Consider the following 19,611-nt stretch of genomic DNA (forward strand, 5'->3'; position numbering starts at 1 on the left):
GGCCAGCGGCGCGGACGTGCCCGCCGCGCGGGGCGAGCCCGCGGCACGGGCGCGGCTGGAGCCGAGCGACGCCGGGGGGCTTTCCGCCGACGCGGCGCTTGAGCTGCTGCGCACCGGCGAGATCGCCGTCGAGGGGCGCCTCGTAGAGGCGAGCAACGCCACCCTGTTCTGCGCGGTCAGCGGCGGCGACGCCCGGGCCCACTGCGTGTACAAGCCGGTGCGCGGCGAGCGGCCGCTGTGGGACTTCCCGGACGGCACGCTCGCGGCCCGCGAGTACGCGGCCTACGAGCTGTCCGAGCAGCTCGGCGACGGGCTGGTCCCGCCGACCGTGCTGCGCGACGGCCCGTTCGGCGTCGGGATGGCGCAGCTGTGGATCGACGTCGACGAGACCGTCGACATGGTCGGCCTGGTGCGCGCCGGTGACTGGCGGCTGCGCCGCGTGGCCCTGTTCGACGCCGTCATCAACAACGCCGACCGCAAGGGCGGCCACCTGCTGCCCGCGCCGTCCGGCCGGGTCTACGCGATCGACCACGGCGTGACGTTCCACGGCGACGACAAGCTGCGCACCGTGCTGTGGAACTGGCGCGGCAAGCGGTTCGACGCCGCGGAGCGGGCCCTGCTCGACGGCCTGGGCGCCGCGCTCGACGGCCCGCTGGGCGAGAAGCTCGACGACCTGCTCACCCAGTCCGAGATCGCGGCCCTCGCGGCCCGCGTCGACCGGCTGCGCGACCAGGGCCGTTTCCCGCAGCCTTCCGACGACTGGCCCGCCATCCCCTGGCCACCGTTCTGACCCCGCCGGGTCAGAACGGGCCGTACCCGGCGTCGCGCGAGATCGCCTCGCCCCGGCCGGAGACCCCGAGCTTCGCGTAGATCGCGGAGACGGCGATGCGGACCGTCTTCTCGGAGACGAACAGCTCGCCCGCGATGTCGTCGACGACCACCACCCGGATCGGCGCCGGGCCGTCGGTGCCCTCAGGTCCCGCTCCGCACCGGCAGCCGCGCCCGCACGGCGGTGCCGCCGCTCGGGGGGCAGGCGATCTCGACGTGGCCACCGAGCTCGGCCGCGCGCTCGCGAAGGCTGACGAGGCCGACGCCCGCCTGCCGCTCCGGGGCGATCCCGACATCGTCGTCGGCCACCTCGACGAGCTGGGCCCCGAAGGATCCCGGGACGCGCGGTGGGGGCGCCGGGGCGCCCGGCTAGGGAGCGGTGGCCTGGGGCGCGGTCGCCGTGAGGGCGCGCAGGAAGTCGAGGGTGACGTCGTGCAGGCTCGGGACGGTCCGGAGGCGGGCCGCGAGCTCGGCGATGTCCTCCGCCGCGGGCCGGTGCCCGCCGGCGGGCACCGGCGCCGCCCGCGCGCCGGCGGGGAGCTTCGCCCCGGCCGCGGCCCGGGCCGCGTCGGTGGCCAGCGCGGCGTCGGTCGTGGCCGCCACCTCGGCGAGGCTCGGCAGGCCGGGCACCGAGGGGACGAGGACGGTGCGGCAGCCGGCGCGCAGGCCGGCCAGGGCCCCGGTCGTCGAGTCCTCGAGCACGGCGCAGCGGGCCGGGTCGACGGCGAGGGCCGCCGCGGCGACCAGGTAGGGGTCGGGGAACGGCTTGCGCCGGGCCACCTCGTCGCCCGCGACGGTCACGGTGAACAGGTCGCGGCCGAGGATGTCGAGTACCGGGTCCATCAGCGAGCGGAACGACGACGACACCAGCGCGGTGGGCATGCCGGCGGCGCGCAGCGCCGTCAGCAGCTCCGGGGCGCCCGGCCGCCGCACGACCAGCCCGGGGGTCCTGAACAGCTCGACGGCGCGGTCCACGAGGAAGCGCGCGGCATGCGCCGGGTCCCCGTCGACGCCCAGCATCGAGAGCATGAGCGGCACGGCGGTGTCGACGCCGTGCCCGAGCATCGCGTGCTTCATCCGCGGGGTGAACGGGCGGCCGTAGCTCGCCGCCAGCTCCTCCTCGGCGATCGTCCACAGGTGCTCGGTGTCGACCAGCAGCCCGTCCATGTCCAGCAGGACGGCGGCCGGCGCCGCGTCCCCCGCGGAGCCGGCGGGACCGGCGGCGGCCAGGGGGCCGGGCAGCTCGGGGACGCCCATGGCGGCGGCGGTCACAGGGCGGGGAGGAGGTCGGTTCGCACGCCGGAAGCCTACCGGCGGCCCGGCGCCGAGACCGGTGCCCGGTCGGGCGGCCGACGCGGTCCGCGCCCTCGGGGACCGGGCGAATCGGCCCGCGGGTACGGACAAATCGGGCTTCCCGGCGGGCGTGCCGGGGACGAGCCGGTCGAAGCCGCCAGTCGGTGCGGCGCCCACCCAGCCGGCACGGCAGACTTGACCGGGCGCACCCCGGAGTGCCAGTCCGCCCGGTCGGTCGAACCGGCCGGGTGGCCAGGTACACCGATGCGGGGCGATATGGGGCGCTCGACGGGCGGTACCACCGAGAGGACGTACGGTGGCACCGTAACGGCAGCCGCCGGCGGGCGGCGGGAGGTGGTAGGTGATCGAGTTCTCCGGTGTCGGACAGCTCCGGTCGCCGGTCGTCGTCGCCGCCTTTGAGGGGTGGAACGACGCGGCCGACGCGAGCTCCGCGGCGGTGGAGCACCTGGAGACGGCGTTCGGTGCCAGGGTCATCGGCGCCATCGACCCGGACGACTACTACGACTTCCAGGTCAACCGGCCGACGGTCAGCGGCGTCGACGGCGAGGCTCGCAAGATCTCCTGGCCGACCACCCGGCTGTCGGTCGCCCGCCCCCCGAAGTCCGACACCGACCTGGTGCTCATCCGCGGGCTCGAGCCCAACATGCGCTGGCGCGGCTTCACCGAGGAGCTGATCGAGGCCGTGCACGCCCTGGGCAGCGACATGGTCGTCACGCTGGGCGCGCTGCTCGCCGACTCGCCGCACACCCGGCCGGTGCCGATCAGCGGCACCGCCGGCGACCCGGCGACCGCGGCCCGCCTCGGCCTGGAGTCGTCCCGCTACGAGGGGCCGACGGGCATCGTCGGGGTCTTCTCCGACGCCTGCGCGCGGGCGGAGCTCGCGAGCGTGTCGTTCTGGGCCGCCGTGCCGCACTACGTCGCCAATCCGCCGTGCCCGAAGGCCACGCTCGCGCTGCTGCGCCGGGTCGAGGACCTGCTCGACCTGGAGATCCCGCTCGCCGACCTGCCGGAGCGGGCCCGTGCCTGGGAGCGCCAGGTCGACGAGCTGGCCGCCGGGGACACCGAGGTCGCCGAGTACGTCCGCTCCCTGGAGTCCCGCGAGCCGGAGACCGCGCTGCCCGAGGCCTCCGGCGACGCGATCGCCCGCGAGTTCGAGCGCTACCTGCGCCGCCGGGGCCAGTGACGCGGGGTAGGAGGAGACACCCGAACAGTGGGTGACGCGACGTCGCGGCGCGGACGCGGCGGCACCCGATGTCGGGGCGTGCGGGGTCGTTCACGATCATCTCGGCGACGGTGTGATGATATTGGGGTGAGGCCGGGGGAGTCACCTTACTGGGACTTCTTCGTCACCTACGCGGCGAGCGACGTGATCTGGGCGGAATGGATCGCCTGGCAGCTCGAAGACGCCGGCTACCGCGTGCTGCTCGAGGCCTGGGACGGGGTCCCAGGCACCTACCAGGCCGCCGTGGCGGACCAGGGCATCGCGTACGCGGCCCGGGTCATCGCGCTCGTCTCGCCCGCCTACCTGCGGCCCGGCCCGCACCACCAGGCCCGGAGCGCGGCGCTCTCACGGGATAAGAACGGGCCGGGGAGCACGCTGCTACCGGTCCAGGTCGAGCCCTGCGACCCCGTCGGACTGCTCCGCGAGATCCACCCCATCAGGCTGTTCGGCTATGACGACGCCACGACGCGGGCGCGCCTGCTGGGTCTGACGGCCGCCGCGGTGTCGGGCCGCGCGAAGCCGTCCGTGGCGCCGCCGCTGCCGGGCGCGCATCCGCCTGTCGGGCACCGCGCGGCCGCGCCGCCCACCCTCCCGGCGGCGGGCGGCCCGGAGCCCGGCCTCGCGGCGGACCGGCTCGGCTCGATCTGCGCCGACCTGGCCGTGGACCTGCGACGGCAGGCGCGGGAGGAGGGGCGGCGTCGGGGCGACAACGCCCTGCGATCCGCGCCCGTGCGGTGGCGGCCGGCCGACGAGGCCATCTTCGAGGACTGGCCGCTCCTGGTCAGGCGGGCGCTGGACCGCGTGTCCGGCGTGCGGGCACCGACGCCGGACACCTGGGCCGCCGGGCCGGGCCAACTCGCCCGCGGGCCGGATCTGCGCGCCGCCCTGCGCCAGGTGCCCACCCGCCGGCTGGTCGTGCTCGGCTCCGCCGGCTCCGGGAAGTCGACGCTGCTCTACCAGCTGCGGGCGGACCTGCTGGACGCGCTCGACCCCGGCCGGGGCGACGCGGTGCCCGTACTGATCCACATATCGTCGTGGACGCCTCGGCCCGGCGAGCCGACCTTCCGGTCCTGGCTGGTGGAGATGATCGGCGGGCTCCCGGCGCTGCGCCGCCTCGGCCGCGCCGCCGCCCGCGAGGCCGCCGGTGACCTGCTCGACGAGCATCGCCTCCTGCTGCTGCTCGACGGGCTCGACGAGATCTCGCCGCGGTACCGCGGCCCGGCGATCGACGAGATCAGCAGGCAGCTCGACCGGGGCCAGGAGTTCGTCCTGACCTGCCGCACCCGGGAGTACCGGGACGCGGTGAGCCCCCGGGAGGGAGCCGAGACGAACCTGGCCGGCTCGGCGGGCATCGAACTGTGCCCGCTGGACTCGGGCGTGGTCGAGAACTACCTGCGCGACGTGCGCCCGGGCCAGCGGACGTTGGACAGCTGGGAGCCCGTCCTGCGCACGCTGGCCGGCGCGCCGTCGCACCCGGTGGCGCTCGCGCTGACGAACCCGCTCGCGCTCGCCCTCGCCATCCAGGTGTATATGCGCCCAGCCGGGGCGGGACGCCGCGGCGACCCCGCCGAGCTGCTCACCCGGGGCTTCGCCGACCCGGACAGTGTGCGCCGGCATCTCCTCGGCGCGCTGATCGCGGCCGAGTACCCGCCGGGCCGGCGCGGCTGGACCCAGGAGCGGGCCCAGCGCTGGTTCAGCTTCCTCGCGCACCATCTGGAAGGGGAGGGCGGCGGCCCGGACCTCGCCTGGTGGCGGCTCGCCGCGCACGTGCCCGGCCCGATGCGCCACCGGCTGCTGCTCGTGGCGGGCACGGCGGTGTGGGTCCCGCTCGCGGCGGCCGCGCTGGCGACGGGGGCGGCCGGCTCGGCGGCCCGGCGCCTGTTCGACATGTCGCCCTGGCAGGGTGTCGGCCTCGCGCTGGCCGTGTCCCTGTGCTGGTGCGTGGGCACCTGCTGGCTCGTCTTCTGCGCCCCGCCGCACGGCGGCGGGCTGCGGTACTGGGGACGGCGCGCACCCGCGTCCCGGGTCCGCTGGTCGCGGGTGCCCCGAGCGCCGGACGGCACGCGGCGGCGCACCAGGGCGCTGCCGGTGGGCCTGGTCACGTTCGCCGTCACCACGTCGGCCCTGTCGGCGGTGGTCGACGCCGGCCCCGCGCGCCTCAGCACCCCCCTGATCCTCGCCTTCTGGTTCGCCACGGGACCGGCGGCGGCGTTGGCCGTGGCGCTGCTGTCGCGGTTCACCACGGACAGGATGGCCGCCGGGGCGCCGGCCGGCCCCGCGCAGACCAGGTCCGGCGACCGGCGGCGGTTCGTGCTTCTCGCCGTCCTGCTCGGCGGCGCGGCGGGCCTCTGCCTGTTCGCCGCGGTCGGCCTGCTGTTCGCCCTGCCGGCGCGGGTGGCGCCCCGGCTCGCCGTCGGGGCCGGGCTCGTCGTCGGCCTCGGGTATGGCGTGCCCTACGGGCTGGCCCGCGCCGCGACGCTCACGGCCTGGCCGGCGTACACCGTCACCCGGGTGTGGCTGGCCTGGCGGGGCGATCTGCCCTGGCGTCTGGGCGCTTTCCTCGACGACGCCCGTGACCGGCGGCAGATCCTGCGCCGGGTCGGCGCCGTCCATCAGTTCCGGCACATCGAGTTGCAGCGGCACCTTGGCGGCGATGCCCCCGACCCCCTGGCGGACCGGCTGGCCGAGCAGAGCGCGGTGCACGTGGGCGCCCTCGCGGTGGCCGGCCCCGTGATCCCGCTGCGGTGGCGGGCCGCCGCGCCCGAGCTCGCGCCGCCGTGGCCGCTGCTGCGGGACGTCGCCGGCGGCTGGCCCGGCGGATCGCCGGCGGCCTGGGCGGCCGGACCGGACGGGCTCGCCGGCACCGGCACTCGGCTCGCCCCGTCGTTCGCGCGCGTCCCGACCCGCCGGCTGGTCGTCCTCGGCCCGGAAGGCTCAGGGCGGACCACGTTGCTCGCCACGCTGGCCCGCGACCTGCTCGCCGTCAGGCTGCCCACCGGCCCGGTGCCCGTGCTGCTGTCCCCCCGGTCGTGGGATCCCGAGCGCGACGACCTGGCGACCTGGCTCGAGTACGAGATCGGCTGTCGGCACGCCTGGCTCGGCTGGCGCACCGCGGCGGTGAGCCGGGCTGGGGCGCTGCTGGCGCGGCGCAAGGTGCTCCCCCTGCTCGACGGCCTGGAGGAGGTCCCGGCCGAGCGGCGGGCGCGGGCGCTGGACCGGATCGGCGACTGGCTCGCGGACGGCCTGCCGCTGGTGCTGAGCTGTGCCCCGGACGCCTGGCGGGATCTCGTCGAGGCCTCGCCGGCCCCCCGTTCCCCCGCGCGGCCGGCGGGCGCCCGGGCCCGGTGGGGGCTCGCCCGTCGCCGGCTGCCGGCCGACGCGCCCACGCCGACCGGCCGGGCGATGGCCGGCGGCCCGCGGCCCGCGGCCGATCCGGTCGGCGCGGGCGCGGGCGCGTCGGAGGGTGGCGAGCCGGCCTGGCCGAGCCGGCTCACGCGGCTCGCGGCCGCGGTCGTCGAGATCCGCCCCGTAGGCCTGGCGGACGCCGCCGCGTACCTGGCCGCCAGCACGCCGGGGCCCAGTGGCGTGTCCTGGGACCCGCTGCTGCGCCGGGCGGCCGCGGACCCGGCGGGGCCGGTCGCCGGGGCGCTCACGTCACCGCTCGCGCTGAGCCTGCTGGCCGACGGCTATGGCGAGCGGCGAGCGGCCGCGGGAACGGCCGGGCGGGCACCCGCCGAGCTGACAGACGTGCGCCGGTTCCCCACGACGGGCTCGATCCAGGAGCATCTGGCGGTGCTCCGGCTGCGGCGGGCGCTCTCTCCCGTCGACGCCACCGCGCCGGCGGCTCGCGCCGCCGCGGTCCGTCTCCGGGTGCTGGCGCACCTGGCCCTGTGCCTCGACCGCCAGCCGCTCGCCGGTGCCCAGCGCTCTACCGGCGGTCGAGACCGCGACCGACCGCAGGTGCTGGCCGAGTTCGGCTGGTGGGACACCCAGACCCTGCTCCGGGTCCCCGCCGTCGTGACGGCCCTGGGGGTGCTGAGCGGTGTCCTGACGCTCGGCATCATGATCGAGATGGCGGGGCTCGGGGTCGGGCTGATGTCCGCCGTCGGGATCGGGCTGCTGGGCGTCGTCGTGACGCGGCTGATGCTGGCGCGGACCGGTATGGGCGCCGGCCCGGTGCCGGCGATTCGGGACTACGCGCGGCCCGCGGGGCGAGACCGGATGGTGTCCGGGCCGGCGAGCCGGTGGCGGCCGGCCGGGCCCCGCGCGGTGCTGCGCCGCTGCCGCTGGACGGCGCCCGCCGCCGTGGTCATCACGGCTGTGAGCTGCGGCGTCTCCCGCCCGGTCTGCCGAGCGGGCGGGATGACGCCGCTGACCTGGCCCTGGGGGCCCGCCTCGACGCTGGCCACAGCCGCCGCCGTGACCGCGGCGGCGCTGAGCTGCGCTCTCATGATGACCGCGTGGGGGCGGTACCAGCTCTCCCGCTGGTGGCTGAGCCGTCAGCTGAAGACATCGGCCGACCTGATCGGTGTTCTGGAGGACGCCGCTGAACGCGGTGTCCTGCGGCAGGTGGGTGACCGGTGGGGGTTCGCGCATCCCTGCATGCGCCGAGCCCTGGCAGCGGCCGCCACCGTCCGGGCCGACGGTCGTGACCCGCCGGCCTAGGCGGTCGAGATGGCCTTCAGGACGTTCATGCGGGCCGCGCGCAGCGCGGGGAAGACGGCGGCGGCGACGCCGAGGACGCCGCCGAGGATGAGCACGACGACGATCGTGCCGGTCGGGTAGGCGAAGCTCGTGATGCCCTGGCTCTTCAGCGCCGTCACCAGCGCCCAGCCGAGGAAGCTGCCGACCCCGACCCCGAGCGCCGCGCCGAACAGCGCGATCACCACCGACTCCAGGACGATCACAACCCACATCTGCCCGCGGCGCAGGCCGACCGCGCGCAGCAGGCCGATCTCCCTCGTCCGCTCGATGACGGACAGCGCCAGCGTGTTCACGATCCCGAACAGCGCGATGATGACGGCGAGCGCGAGCAGCACGTAGACCAGCCCGAGGATCTGGTCGACCTGCTTGGACTGCTCGGCGACGAACTCGGCCTGGTCGTTCACGGTCACGCCCGGAATCGCCTTCGCGGCCGCGTCGATCGTGGACCGGACCGTGGCGGGATCCGCGTCCGGCCCCCGTTTGACCAGGACGAGGAAGTCGTCGTCGGTCGCCGCGTGCCTGGCCCATTCGGACTGGGTCATCAACACGGAGGGGGCGATCTGGCCGGCGGTGAACGTGGCGGCAAGCGTCAAGGTCACGTCTCCGCTTGTGAAGGTGAGCTTCACCGGTGACCCGACCCGCCCGCCGACCTTGGCCGCCGTGGCCGCCTCCATCGCCACCTGGCCCTCGCGCAGGTGGATGTCCCCGGAGGTCACCTTCAGCTTCATCAGGTCGCTGATCGTCGCCGGGTCGCCCGCCCAGACGTCGTCCGGGCTGCTCTGGTCGGCGAGGAGTGCCGCGCCGCCGCTGATCGCGGCGACCGTGACCCCCGGTTGTTTCGCGACGGTCTGGCCGAGCTGCGCGCTGAACTGCTCGAAGTTGGGCTTGAACACGAGGTAGTCGGCCCCGACGCTGCTCGCGACCGTGTCCCGCACCGACACCTTGATCGACTGGCCGAAGATGGCAAACGCGCTGACCAGCGCGAGGCCGATCATCAGCGCGGACGCGGTCGCGGCCGTCCGCCGCGGGTTGCGCATCGCGTTCTGCAGCCCGATCCGCCCGACCACGCCGAACAGTGCCGGCAGCGCGGCCCCGATGACGCGGGTGACCGGGCGGGCCAGCACCGGCGACAGCGCCGCGACCCCGAGGAAGATCGCCCCCGCGCCGACGCCGACAAGCGGGGTTCCCGACGAGCCGGGCCGCGACAGTCCGACGACGACGGCCCCGGCGCCCAGCAGCGCGCCGCTGACCCCGAGCAGCGCCCGCGCCCGCAGCGACCGGGTGGCGATCGTGTACGAGTCGCGCAGCGCGGCGATCGGCGGGACGGTCGCGGCCTTGTGGGCGGGCACGACCGCCGCGGCCGACGTGACCAGCACACCCACCAGGTACGACACGACGGCGGTGCGTGGCAGCAGGACCGTGCCGCCAGCCGGCAGCTCGACGCCGAAGGCGCCCAGGGCGGACTGGAGCAGCGCCGCGAGCGCGACCCCGCACACCAGGCCGACCGTGGCCCCGAGGAACCCGATCAGCGCGGCCTCCACCTGCACCGAGACCTGCACCTGGCGGCGGCTCGCCCCGATCGCCCGCATCAGTGCCAGCTCCCGCACCCGTTGGGCGACCAGCATCGTGAACGTGTTGAAGATGATGAACGCGCCGACGAACACCGAGATCCCGGCGAAGATCAGCAGGGCGGTCGACAGGAACGCCAGCCCCTCGCGCACGGTACTGGCGTTCTCATCGGCGAGCTGTTGACCGGTGATCGCCTCGGCGCCGGCCGACGGCGGCAGCGCCGCGGCGACCTGTCTCGCGAGCTCGTCCTGGGAGACGTCGTCCGACGCCAGGTAGATAGCGCTGAGGAAGTCGGGCCGCCGCAGCATCGTGCGCTGGGCGTCCGCCAGGGTGAAGGCGGTGACGGGTGAGCCGGCGAGGCTGTCCTGTCCGTTCATTCGGAACGTACCGACGAGGGTGAACACCTCGCCCTTGCCCACGTCGATCGTGATCTTCTGATTGAGCTGGAACCGGTAGCGGTCGGCGGTGGCCTTGTCGAGCGCGATCTCGCCGCCTGCCTGGGGGGCCCGGCCAGTGGCGATCTCCTGCACCGAGGTCGGCTGGCCGCCGGTCCAGTTGATCCCGATCCCCGGGGTGGTCGGCGTGGAGATCGTGTCGCCGGTCGCCGGATCGACAGGCGACGCGGTCCCCTTTATCTGGCCGACCACCGCCACGTTCGGGAATTTCGCCCGCAGCTGGTCGACGAGCGACGCCGGCAGCGGAGGCCGGCCCACGTCGTTCGGCGGGTCGATCTTGTTCACCGCGCGGACGTCGACGCTGACGTTCTTGGTGATCCCGGCGAACAGGGATGTGAACGTCGCGTTCAGCGTGTCGGTGAGTACCAGCGTGCCGGAGACGAAGCTGACGCCGGCGACGACGGCGAGTGCCGAGAGGAGCAGGCGCAGCTTGCGGGCGAGCAGGCTGCGCAGGGTGGCGCGCAGCATGCTCAGGTCCACCGGCCCGTCTCGTAGCCGCCTGTCTCGTAGCGGCCGTCGTAACGGTCCACCCCGTAGCTCTCGCGGCCGTCCTGGTCGTCCTGGACGTCATCCGGGCGGGGCGCGGGGCGCGGCTGGTAGCCGTCCTCGGGGGCGCCGTAGCCGCCCGGCGCGCCGTACGACCCGGTGTCGTCGGGTGGATAGCCGCCCTGCGGATAGGGACCGTTCGGCTCCTCGCCAAAGCCGGCCTGGCCATACCCGCCGGCCGGCGGGTAGCCCCCGGCCGGAGGGCCGTAGCCGTTGGGATAGGGGCCGGGGTCCCCGTAGGGGTCGACCGGGCGGGGGTCGCCGTCCTCGCCGTAGCGGCGGCGCGGGTCCGGCGGGCCCGGTTCGCGGGGGGCGCCGGTGTCGCGGCGGTACGGGGCGCGCCAGGGCGGCTGCTCGCCCGTGGGCGGTCCGGGCATCGGGTAGCCGGCGGTGTCCTCGCCGACCGGGTAGCCGCCGACCGGGGGCGCCGGCGGATAGCCTCCGCTCGGCTCGCCGGCCGGGTAGGCGCCGTTCGGGTCCGCGGGCGGGTAGCCGCCCGGGGCCCGCCGCGACGGCGGGTAGCCCTCGGTGCCGTGCCTGGCCAGCGGGAGCTCGTCGGTCTCCTCGACCACCGGGTACCCGTCGGCGCCGCGACCCGGCGGCGGCCCGCCGCGCCCGGCGTCGGCGTCGGCGTCGGGCCGGACCGGGCCGGGGCCGGGCCGCGCGGGCCCGGTGCCGCGCCGGTAGCCCGGGTCCGGGTACCCCCCGGTCCCGGCACCCGCTCCGGTCCCTGTTCCGCGCCGCCCCGAGGCGGGGCCGGGGCCGGTGGGCACGCGGGCGGCGTTCGCGCCCGTCGCAGCCCGCCGCCCCTCGCTCGGGGGCGGAACCGTGGGCCGGCGGCGCGCCGACGGACGCTCGCCGTCGGCCCAGCCCGCGCGGGCGCCGCCGTCACGCCCGCCACCGGTGTCGCGGCGGGCCGGAGCACCGTCGCGGCCGGCGGCGCGCGGCGCTCCGGTGTTCCGGCGGGACGGGCGGCCGCGGCCCGGCTGGTCCAGGTTCTTCATCCGGTCGAGCACCGCGTCCGCGGTCGGCTCGAGCATCGTGTCCACGATCCGGCCGTCCGCGAGGAAGATCACCTCGTCGGCGTAGGAGGCGGCCTTCGGGTCGTGGGTGACCATCACCACGGTCTGCCCGAGCTCGCGCACCGAGTCCCGCAGGAACGACAGGACCTCGGCGCCCGACGCGCTGTCCAGGTTGCCGGTCGGCTCGTCGCCGAAGATGATGTCCGGCCGGGTGATCAGCGCCCGGGCGCAGGCGACCCGCTGCTGCTGGCCGCCGGACAGCTCGGTCGGCTTGTGGTTCAGCCGCGGGGCCAGGCCCACCGCGTCGACGACCAGCTGCATCCACTTCTTGTCCGCCCGGCGCCCGGCGATGTCGAGGGGCAGGGTGATGTTCTCCGCCGCGGTCAGCGTCGGCAGCAGGTTGAACTGCTGGAAGATGAAGCCGATCCGGTCGCGGCGCAGCTGGGTGAGCTGCCGGTCCGACAGGCGCGAGAGCTCGACGTCGCCGATGAACACCTGGCCGCCGCTGACGGTGTCGAGGCCGGCCAGGCAGTGCATCAGCGTCGACTTGCCCGATCCGGACGGCCCCATGATCGCCGTGAACCGGCCGCGGGGGAAGTCGAGGTCGATGCCGCGCAGCGCGGACACCTCGGTGTCGCCCGCGCCGTAGACCTTCGTCACCCGCTCCGCCCGGGCGGCCATGCGCGGCCCACCCGAACGGCCCGTCGCGGTGTCGGCGGCCCGTCCGCGCACTGGGCTCATCGCTCATCCTTTCGCGCGCCCTGGAGTTCGGTGGCCGGCGTCGCCCGCGCCGGCCGGCCTCGCCCGGCGAGGCCGCCGACCGGGCCGTCATGCCCCTCGGCGAACCGGCCAGGCCCTCGGCCGGCCACCCGCCCGGCAGCCGGGCGGGAAGCGCCGCCGCGCCGCCAGGGTGTCGGACGCCTGGCTCGCCCGTTTGGTTGACCGGTCGTCGTCGGGCCGGTGGCCGGGCGGCTGGCCAGCGCACCGGCCGCACGCGGTTCGCCCACCCCCTGCCGGGGGCCCGCCACCGTCATCGGCCCAGCGCCCGCCGGGCCGGCCACGGCGAGGCCGGCTCGGCGGCCCGAGACGATTGATCGCAGACGCGCCACACCTACGCATCGTGCCTGAATTCCCTCGGATCCGCGCCGCCCGCCCGGTCCGGCCCAGGACGCGCGGGGCCGTCCCGCGCCCGCCGGCCGCTACCCCTGCGCCTCGCAGACGGCGGGGGCGGTGTCGTCGGCCAGCTGCGCCTCGGGCAGCGGCGGAGGCGTGCCGCCGAACGCGGGGCAGCGGGACTGGTGGTCGCACCAGCCGCACAGCTTGCTTGGCGTCGCCCGCCAGTCGCCGGTACGGTGCGCCCGCGCGATCGCCGCCCACAGCGCCTGCACCCGCCGCTCGGTCGCCAGCAGGTCGTCGGCGTCCGGGACGACCCGCAGCCACGTCCGGTCTCCCAGGTAGTACAGCCGCAGCTCCCTCGGCACCACCCCGCGGGTCCGCCACAGCAGCAGCGCGTAGAAGCGCATCTGGAACAGCGCCGTGTTCTCGAACGCGGGGCCGGGGGACCGACCCGTCTTGTAGTCGACGACCCGCAGCGCGAGGCCGTCCGCCGTCCGCGCCTCGTCGAGCCGGTCGACGTAGCCGCGCAGCCGCAGCCCCGAGTCCAGCACGTGCTCCACGTACAGCTCCCGGGCGGCCGGCGCGAGCCGGCGCGGGTCCTCCAGCGCGAAGTAGCCGGCGAGCAGCTCGCGCGCGGACGCCAGCCACCCGGCGAGCTCGTCCTCGTCCGCGAACATCGCCGCGAGCTCCGGCTCGCGCGCCCTCAGGTCCGCCCATGCCCCCGGGAGCAGCTCCTCGGCGGCCGCCGGGGTGCGCCCGGCCGGCGGCAGGTCGAACAGCCGCTCCAGGACCGTGTGGACCATCGTCCCGCGCGTCGCCGCCTGGCTCGGCGGCTCGGGCAGCCGGTCGACGACCCGGAAGCGGTACTTCAGCGGGCAGCTGACGAAGTCCGCCGCCCGCGACGGCGACAGCGACCCGATGATCTGGGGCCGCTGCCCCGGCACGGCCGCGGCGGGAGCCGCCGCGGCCGTCGCCGGGCCGGCGGTCCTCGGATCGCCCGGCGCGGGATCGGCCGTCGGGTCAGCGGCGGTGCTCATGGTCGCCACCCTAGGGCGCGCCTGTGACAGATGGGCCGCCGAGGTCCTCCCAGCCAGCGGCACGGCCCCTTCGCCGGAACGGCTCGGCCGGAGACGGAAACGCCCGCCGACGTGGTCCGCGAAACCCTTCCGGTACCGGCCGGACGACGGCGGGGCTCTCCGACAGCTGGCGTGGCCAGCGCCGCCGAATGAGATTCCGATAAGAAACCGGGCGCTACAGGCAATAGACGAAGGCTGATCGGGCGGATCGCCAGAGAGGCGGCCGTAGCATCGGTGACATGGCCGACCAGCCCAACGCAACGGGCCCGAACGCGCAGGCATCCAGCACTCCGCCCGCGCAACGCCCGCCGGGGTTCCGGATCGGGCGGGTCCGCGGCGTCCCGATCTACGTGTCGCCGCTGGCGGTCGTCTTCGCGGTCCTCGTCGCCACGATCTACGCCGACAGGCAGCGGTCCCGGCTCGTCGACCCCAGCGACGCCCTCATCCTGCTGCTGGCCGTCATCACCGCCGTCGGCTTCCTCGTCTCCATCCTGCTGCACGAGATCGGCCACGCGGTGGTCGCCGAGCAGTTCAAACTGCGTGCCCGCTCGGTCACCGTGCACGGTTTCGCCGGCTTCACCCAGCACGAGAAGGAGCCGCAGACGGCCGGGCGGCAGTTCCTGCTCTCCTTCTCGGGGCCGTTCGTCAACGGCGTGCTCGCCGGGCTGTGCTATCTCGGCCTGCTGGGGGTCTCCTCGGACAGCTCGACCGGTGTGGTGCTGCTCGACCTGGGCGTTACGAACCTGTTGCTGTTCGGGTTCAACCTGTTGCCTGGCCTGCCGCTCGACGGCGGCGGGGTGGTCGTCGCCGCGGTCTGGAGGATCACCGGCGACCGGCTGCACGGCCTGCGCGGCGGCGCCTACGGCGGTCTTGGTGTCGCCGGGGCTCTCGCGATCGCGATAGTGTACGCCCCAGAAGACGGTTACCCGATCGGCTCGTTGACCCTCGGCCCAGGTAATGGCCTCTACCGCTTCTACTCCCTGGCTCTCGTCGGCTTCGTCGGCTTCGGCGCCTACCAGTCGCTGCGCGCCGCCGGCCTGCGCGAGAAGCTTCCCGAGCTGCGCGCCGGCCGGCTGATCCGCAAGACGCTGCCGGTGGACGGGTCGGTGCCACTCGCGGAGGCGCTGCGCCATGCCCAGCAGGTCGGCGCCACCGCCGTCTCCGTCGTCGACGCCACGGGCAACCCCATCATGATCATGAACGGGGCGTCGGTGGACGCGATGCCCGAGCATCGCCGCCCCTGGGTCGGCATCTCCGAGGTCAGCAGGACCATCGAGCCGAGCATGATCCTCGACGCGGACCTCACCGGCGAGGAGCTGCTCAACCACATCCAGCGCCACCCCGCGTCGGAGTACCTCGTCACCCAGAACGGCCGGCCCGTCGGCGTGCTCGTCATGGTCGACCTCGTCGCGCGCCTGGACCGGAACGCCGCCCGGCGCATGGTGGGACGGACGCCGGGGCGCCCACCAGTCGGCCGGTAGGCACCCTCTCCACCTGGTTCCGCGCGCCCCGCCGCGGGCCCCGGCCCGTCGGCGGCAGCCGGTAATCTGCCGGGACGTCCCGGGACGAGCGGTCCTGGGCGCGCGGACGCCGCCACCACAGGCAGGCCGTCACCACAGGCAGGAAGGGAACATTTCCCCGTGAGCGAGACCAGCGGTGCCGTCGCCGGCGCGGACGACCACGGCGAGGTGGACAGGCCGGCCGGGGGCGCCTTCGCGGCGGCCTCCCGCCCGACGGGTGAGGCGGCGCACCGGCGCGGGCCGTTCGCGAAGGGAGACCGGGTCCAGCTCACCGACCCCAAGGGCCGCAAGCACACCGTCGTGCTCGAACCGGGCAAGCAGTTCCACACCCACCGCGGCGCTCTCGAGCACGACGCGCTCATCGGCGCCCCCGAGGGGATCGTCGTCACCAGCACCGGCAACACGCCGTACCTGGCGCTGCGGCCGCTGCTGTCCGACTTCGTGCTCGCGATGCCCCGCGGCGCCGCCGTCGTCTACCCCAAGGACGCGGCGATGATCGTCGGCTACGCGGACGTCTTCCCCGGCGCGCGGGTGCTCGAGGCCGGCGTCGGCTCGGGCGCGCTGTCCTGCTCGCTGCTGCGCGCCGTGGGCGACGCCGGCCTCCTCGTCTCGTACGAGCGCCGCGCCGACTTCGCGGCGATCGCCCAGCGCAACATCGAGGCGTTCTTCGGCGCGCCGCACCCGGCCCACCGGCTGCGTATCGGCGACCTGGCCGACGCGGCCGAGACCGACATGGACCGCGTCGTGCTCGACATGCTCGCGCCCTGGGAGGTGCTGCCCGCCGCGGCGCGGGCGCTGGTGCCCGGCGGGGTGCTGTGCGCCTACGTCGCGACCGCCACGCAGCTCTCTCGGACCGTCGAGGCGCTGCGCGAGCACGGCCCGTTCGCCGAGCCGGCCGCGTTCGAGACCATGCTGCGCGACTGGCACCTCGACGGGCTCGCGGTGCGCCCCGAGCACCGGATGATCGGCCACACCGGCTTCCTGGTCACCGCCCGCCGCCTGGCCGACGGCGTCACCGCCCCGCCCCGCCGCCGCCGCCCCGCCAAGGGCGCCCTGGCCGAGGCCGAGGCCCCCACCCCCGAGGCCCCTCCGCAGGAGTCCGCGGAGGGCTGACGCCCAGCCACGGTTGGGATGTGGTTCAGGTCGGAGTCGGACCGGGTCGGGCGGGAAGGTTGTTTCTGGTTCGCTCCGTGCGGGCACGGCGCTACGGCCCCTTACTCGCTTCGCTCCCAAGGGACCTCCGCGCCGTGTCCTCCTGCGCTCACGTGCCCTTCGGCGACCTCGCTGCGGCCCAGCTCACGTCGCTTCGCTCGTGAGCTGGGCCTCCGCGAGGTGCGCCTCCGGGCCAGCCCGGTGGCGTTGCGCCGCAGCGTCGCCAGTTCGGGTTCGGCCGCCGGCCGGCCGTGATCCCCGGCACGAGCGCAGCGAAGTGCCCAACGGCACCAGCCTCATACCGGATTCCGCAACGCTCCAGCGCACGATGACCGTGCTGGGCGCGGAGGCGCGCCTCGCGGAGGCCCGACCCCGGAGCGAAGCGAACGGGGCCGGGCCGCAGCGAGGTCGCCGGAGCGCCCGTGAGCGCAGGAGGACGGCGCGCGGAGGTCCCGTGGGAGCGAAGCGAGTACGGGGCCGTAGCGCGCCGCCCGGACGGAGCGAACCGGAAACAACCTTCTCGACCGGCCCGGTCCGACTCCCACCCCGTGCCCACGCGGGAGCGAACCAGAAACAACCTTCCCGCCCGACCCGGTCCGACTCCGTCCCTGGCCCGAGGCTTGTCCGGAGCGAACCAGCGACAACCTTCCGCCCCGACCCGAAACTTGGGAGCCCGGTCCCGGGTCGGGTCAAGTCCCTCTCAGCTGGCGAGGCGTGGACCCGGCGGGCAGAGTGGGGACCCATGCGGCACGGGAGGCGGGCCTCAGGAGCCCGGGCCGGCTTCCAGGGTGCCGTCGGGCCGTTCCACGTAGATGCAGTCGCCGGGGCACTCGTCGGCCGCGTCGACCACCGCGTCGATAAGTGGGAGCGGAATCACTACTCGGGCGCCCGGCTGGGTCAGCAGCTCGCCCTCGTCGCTCTTGACGTACGCGAGGCCATCGATGTCGTGTTCGAACACGGATGGTGCCCGGGTGACGCACAAGCCGTCACCGGTGCACGCCCCCTGGTCGATCCGCACCCGAAGCCCGGCCGAGACACCCGAGTTCGAAGGAGTTGCCACGCGGCTCCGATCGTCTGTCACCATGGCACCGTAACCCGCTGTTTACGGCAAAGCCTGGTCGTACTTGCGGACCTTGCCTGTCAGCGGCGGTCACAACGGTAGTGTTGGGTGCGTCCCGGTCAGCACGGGGGAGGTGGAGGCGCGGTGTCCGATCCCCGCTCGGGCTCTGGTTCCGATGGGAGCACGGGTCGTCCTGGTGATGCCGAAGCGGCACGAACGTCGGCATACCAGAAGGAAGTGCACGAACTCACGACGCAGGTCGCCTTCCTCGAGGAGGAAGTGGCCATGTTGCGACGGCGGCTGTCAGAGTCGCCCCGGCAGGTCCGGGTGTTCGAGGAACGTCTCGCTGAGATCCAGTCGGACCTGGCGAGCGCCACGGCACACAACGAGAAGCTGGTGGCCACCCTCCGGGAGGCACGTGACCAGATCGTCACGCTCAAGGAGGAGGTCGACCGGCTCGCGCAGCCGCCGAGCGGCTACGGGATCTTCCTGAACCCGTACGACGACGGCACGGTCGACGTGTTCACCCAGGGCCGAAAGCTCCGGGTGACGGTCTCGCCGAACGTCGACATCGACGGGCTGCGCCCAGGCCAGGAGGTCATGCTCAACGAGGCTCTCAACGTCGTCGAGGTGCGGGCCTGGGAGCGGCACGGCGAGATCGTGCTGCTCAAGGAGATCCTCGAGAGCGGCGACCGGGCGCTCGTCATCGGGCACACCGACGAGGAGCGGGTGGTCATGTTGGCCCAGCCGCTGATCGACGGTCCGGTGCGCGCGGGCGACTCGCTGCTCATCGAGCCGCGCAGCGGTTACGCCTTCGAGCGGATCCCCAAGTCCGAGGTCGAGGAGCTCGTCCTGGAGGAGGTCCCCGACATCGGCTACGAGCAGATCGGTGGCCTCAAGGGCCAGATCGAGTCGATCCGCGACGCGGTCGAGCTGCCGTTCCTGTACAAGGAGCTGTTCGTCGAGCACAAGCTCAAGCCCCCGAAGGGCGTGCTGCTCTACGGCCCGCCAGGCTGCGGCAAGACGCTCATCGCCAAGGCCGTCGCCAACTCGCTCGCCAAGAAGGTCGAGGCGCAGAGCGGCGGCGGCAGCGGCCGGGCGTTCTTCCTCAACATCAAGGGCCCCGAGCTGCTCAACAAGTACGTCGGCGAGACCGAGCGGCAGATCCGGCTGGTCTTCCAGCGGGCGCGTGAGAAGGCGTCCGAGGGCATGCCGGTCATCGTGTTCTTCGACGAGATGGACTCGATCTTCCGCACCCGCGGCTCGGGCGTGTCCTCCGACGTCGAGAACACGATCGTCCCGCAGCTGCTCGCCGAGATCGACGGCGTCGAGCTGCTGGAGAACGTGATCGTCATCGGCGCCTCGAACCGTGAGGACATGATCGACCCGGCCATCCTGCGCCCCGGCCGGCTCGACGTGAAGATCAAGGTCGAGCGGCCCGACGCCGAGGCGGCCAAGGACATCTTCGCCAAGTACGTCCTGCCCGATCTGCCGCTGCACCCGGACGACGTGGCCGAGAACGGCGGCAGCCCCGAGGCCACCGTCCAGGCGATGATCCAGCGGACCGTCGAGCGGATGTACTCCGAGAGCGAGGACAACCGCTTCCTCGAGGTCACCTACGCCAACGGCGACAAGGAGGTCCTGTACTTCAAGGACTTCAACTMCGGCGCCATGATCGAGAACATCGTGGCCCGCGCCAAGAAGATGGCGGTCAAGGAGCTCATCGAGGGCGGCGTCAAGGGCATCCGGATGCAGCACCTGCTCCAGGCCTGCATGGACGAGTTCAAGGAGAACGAGGACCTCCCGAACACGACCAACCCGGACGACTGGGCACGCATCTCCGGCAAGAAGGGCGAGCGGATCGTCTACATCCGCACCCTGGTGACCGGCACCAAGGGCACCGAAGCCGGCCGTTCCATCGACACCATCGCCAACACAGGTCAGTACCTGTAGAAGCACCCCGAGGCCGGTCCGCCCCCGCATCCACCGGGGACGGGCCGGCCTCGCGCGTTCCGCGGTAGGAGCAG

The 19,611-nt window shown here is 74.6% G+C and carries 13 protein-coding genes; 6 read left to right on the forward strand and 7 right to left on the reverse strand.

Features of this window, described 5'->3' with window-relative positions:
* Window positions 1-16: 16 nt before the first annotated feature.
* Window positions 17-790: an SCO1664 family protein gene (locus tag BL253_RS03240; protein ID WP_081437982.1), complete on the forward strand. Its 774-nt coding sequence runs from the start codon at window positions 17-19 to the stop codon at window positions 788-790.
* Window positions 791-800: 10 nt separating this feature from the next.
* Here BL253_RS03240 and BL253_RS43385 read toward each other — a convergent pair whose 3' ends face one another.
* Genes BL253_RS43385 through BL253_RS03250 form a run of 3 tightly spaced genes read right to left on the reverse strand, consistent with a single transcriptional unit; the run spans window position 801 to window position 2,100 of the window.
* Window positions 801-941, reverse strand: coding sequence for a helix-turn-helix transcriptional regulator (locus BL253_RS43385; protein WP_274535169.1), 141 nt, complete (start codon window positions 939-941; stop codon window positions 801-803).
* A gap of 31 nt (window positions 942-972) precedes the next feature.
* Window positions 973-1,137 carry a sensor histidine kinase gene (locus BL253_RS43390; protein WP_241834480.1) on the reverse strand — a complete coding sequence of 55 codons (165 nt, stop codon included), beginning with the start codon at window positions 1,135-1,137 and terminating at the stop codon, window positions 973-975.
* Between the two features lie 60 nt (window positions 1,138-1,197).
* The gene (locus BL253_RS03250) at window positions 1,198-2,100 is read right to left on the reverse strand and encodes an HAD family hydrolase (protein WP_420801616.1); all 903 of its coding nucleotides are present in this window, start codon (window positions 2,098-2,100) and stop codon (window positions 1,198-1,200) included.
* A 382-nt stretch (window positions 2,101-2,482) separates the two neighbouring features.
* Here BL253_RS03250 and BL253_RS03255 point away from each other — a divergent pair, with 382 nt between their 5' ends.
* Together BL253_RS03255 and BL253_RS03260 are read left to right on the forward strand one after the other, a co-directional pair.
* A complete protein-coding gene (locus BL253_RS03255) occupies window positions 2,483-3,325 on the forward strand; it encodes a PAC2 family protein (RefSeq protein ID WP_076813449.1) in 843 nt (280 codons plus the stop codon).
* A gap of 126 nt (window positions 3,326-3,451) precedes the next feature.
* Window positions 3,452-8,029, forward strand: a complete 4,578-nt coding sequence (locus tag BL253_RS03260; protein WP_076813451.1) for a TIR domain-containing protein — start codon at window positions 3,452-3,454, stop codon at window positions 8,027-8,029.
* On the opposite strand, the gene BL253_RS03265 is transcribed toward BL253_RS03260, so the two are convergent.
* From BL253_RS03265 to BL253_RS03275, 3 genes are all read right to left on the reverse strand, one after another.
* Window positions 8,026-10,560 carry an ABC transporter permease gene (locus BL253_RS03265; protein WP_076813452.1) on the reverse strand — a complete coding sequence of 845 codons (2,535 nt, stop codon included), beginning with the start codon at window positions 10,558-10,560 and terminating at the stop codon, window positions 8,026-8,028. The two genes, BL253_RS03260 and BL253_RS03265, sit on opposite strands and share 4 nt — an antisense overlap.
* Window positions 10,561-10,562: 2 nt before the next feature.
* Window positions 10,563-12,401 (reverse strand): ABC transporter ATP-binding protein, encoded by a 1,839-nt coding sequence (locus BL253_RS43395; RefSeq protein WP_241834481.1) that lies wholly within the window; start codon window positions 12,399-12,401, stop codon window positions 10,563-10,565.
* Window positions 12,402-12,859: 458 nt separating this feature from the next.
* On the reverse strand, window positions 12,860-13,813 hold the full coding sequence (locus BL253_RS03275) for a RecB family exonuclease (RefSeq protein ID WP_076813729.1): 954 nt from the start codon (window positions 13,811-13,813) through the stop codon (window positions 12,860-12,862).
* Window positions 13,814-14,091: 278 nt separating this feature from the next.
* On the opposite strand from BL253_RS03275, the gene BL253_RS03280 reads away from it, so the two are divergent.
* Window positions 14,092-15,333: a site-2 protease family protein gene (locus BL253_RS03280; RefSeq protein ID WP_076813454.1), complete on the forward strand. Its 1,242-nt coding sequence runs from the start codon at window positions 14,092-14,094 to the stop codon at window positions 15,331-15,333.
* 207 nt (window positions 15,334-15,540) lie between these two features.
* Window positions 15,541-16,485, forward strand: coding sequence for a tRNA (adenine-N1)-methyltransferase (locus BL253_RS03285; RefSeq protein WP_076813731.1), 945 nt, complete (start codon window positions 15,541-15,543; stop codon window positions 16,483-16,485).
* Window positions 16,486-17,287: 802 nt separating this feature from the next.
* Here BL253_RS03285 and BL253_RS03290 read toward each other — a convergent pair.
* Window positions 17,288-17,608, reverse strand: a complete 321-nt coding sequence (locus BL253_RS03290; protein WP_076813455.1) for a ferredoxin — start codon at window positions 17,606-17,608, stop codon at window positions 17,288-17,290.
* A gap of 120 nt (window positions 17,609-17,728) precedes the next feature.
* On the opposite strand from BL253_RS03290, the gene arc reads away from it, so the two are divergent.
* Entirely contained in the window at window positions 17,729-19,537 is a 1,809-nt protein-coding gene (gene arc / locus BL253_RS03295) for a proteasome ATPase (protein ID WP_076813457.1), read from the forward strand.
* The last annotated feature ends 74 nt before the right edge of the window (window positions 19,538-19,611 follow it).

Origin of the sequence: Pseudofrankia asymbiotica (assembly GCF_001983105.1) — a bacterium.
GTDB lineage: Bacteria > Actinomycetota > Actinomycetes > Frankiales > Frankiaceae > Pseudofrankia > Pseudofrankia asymbiotica.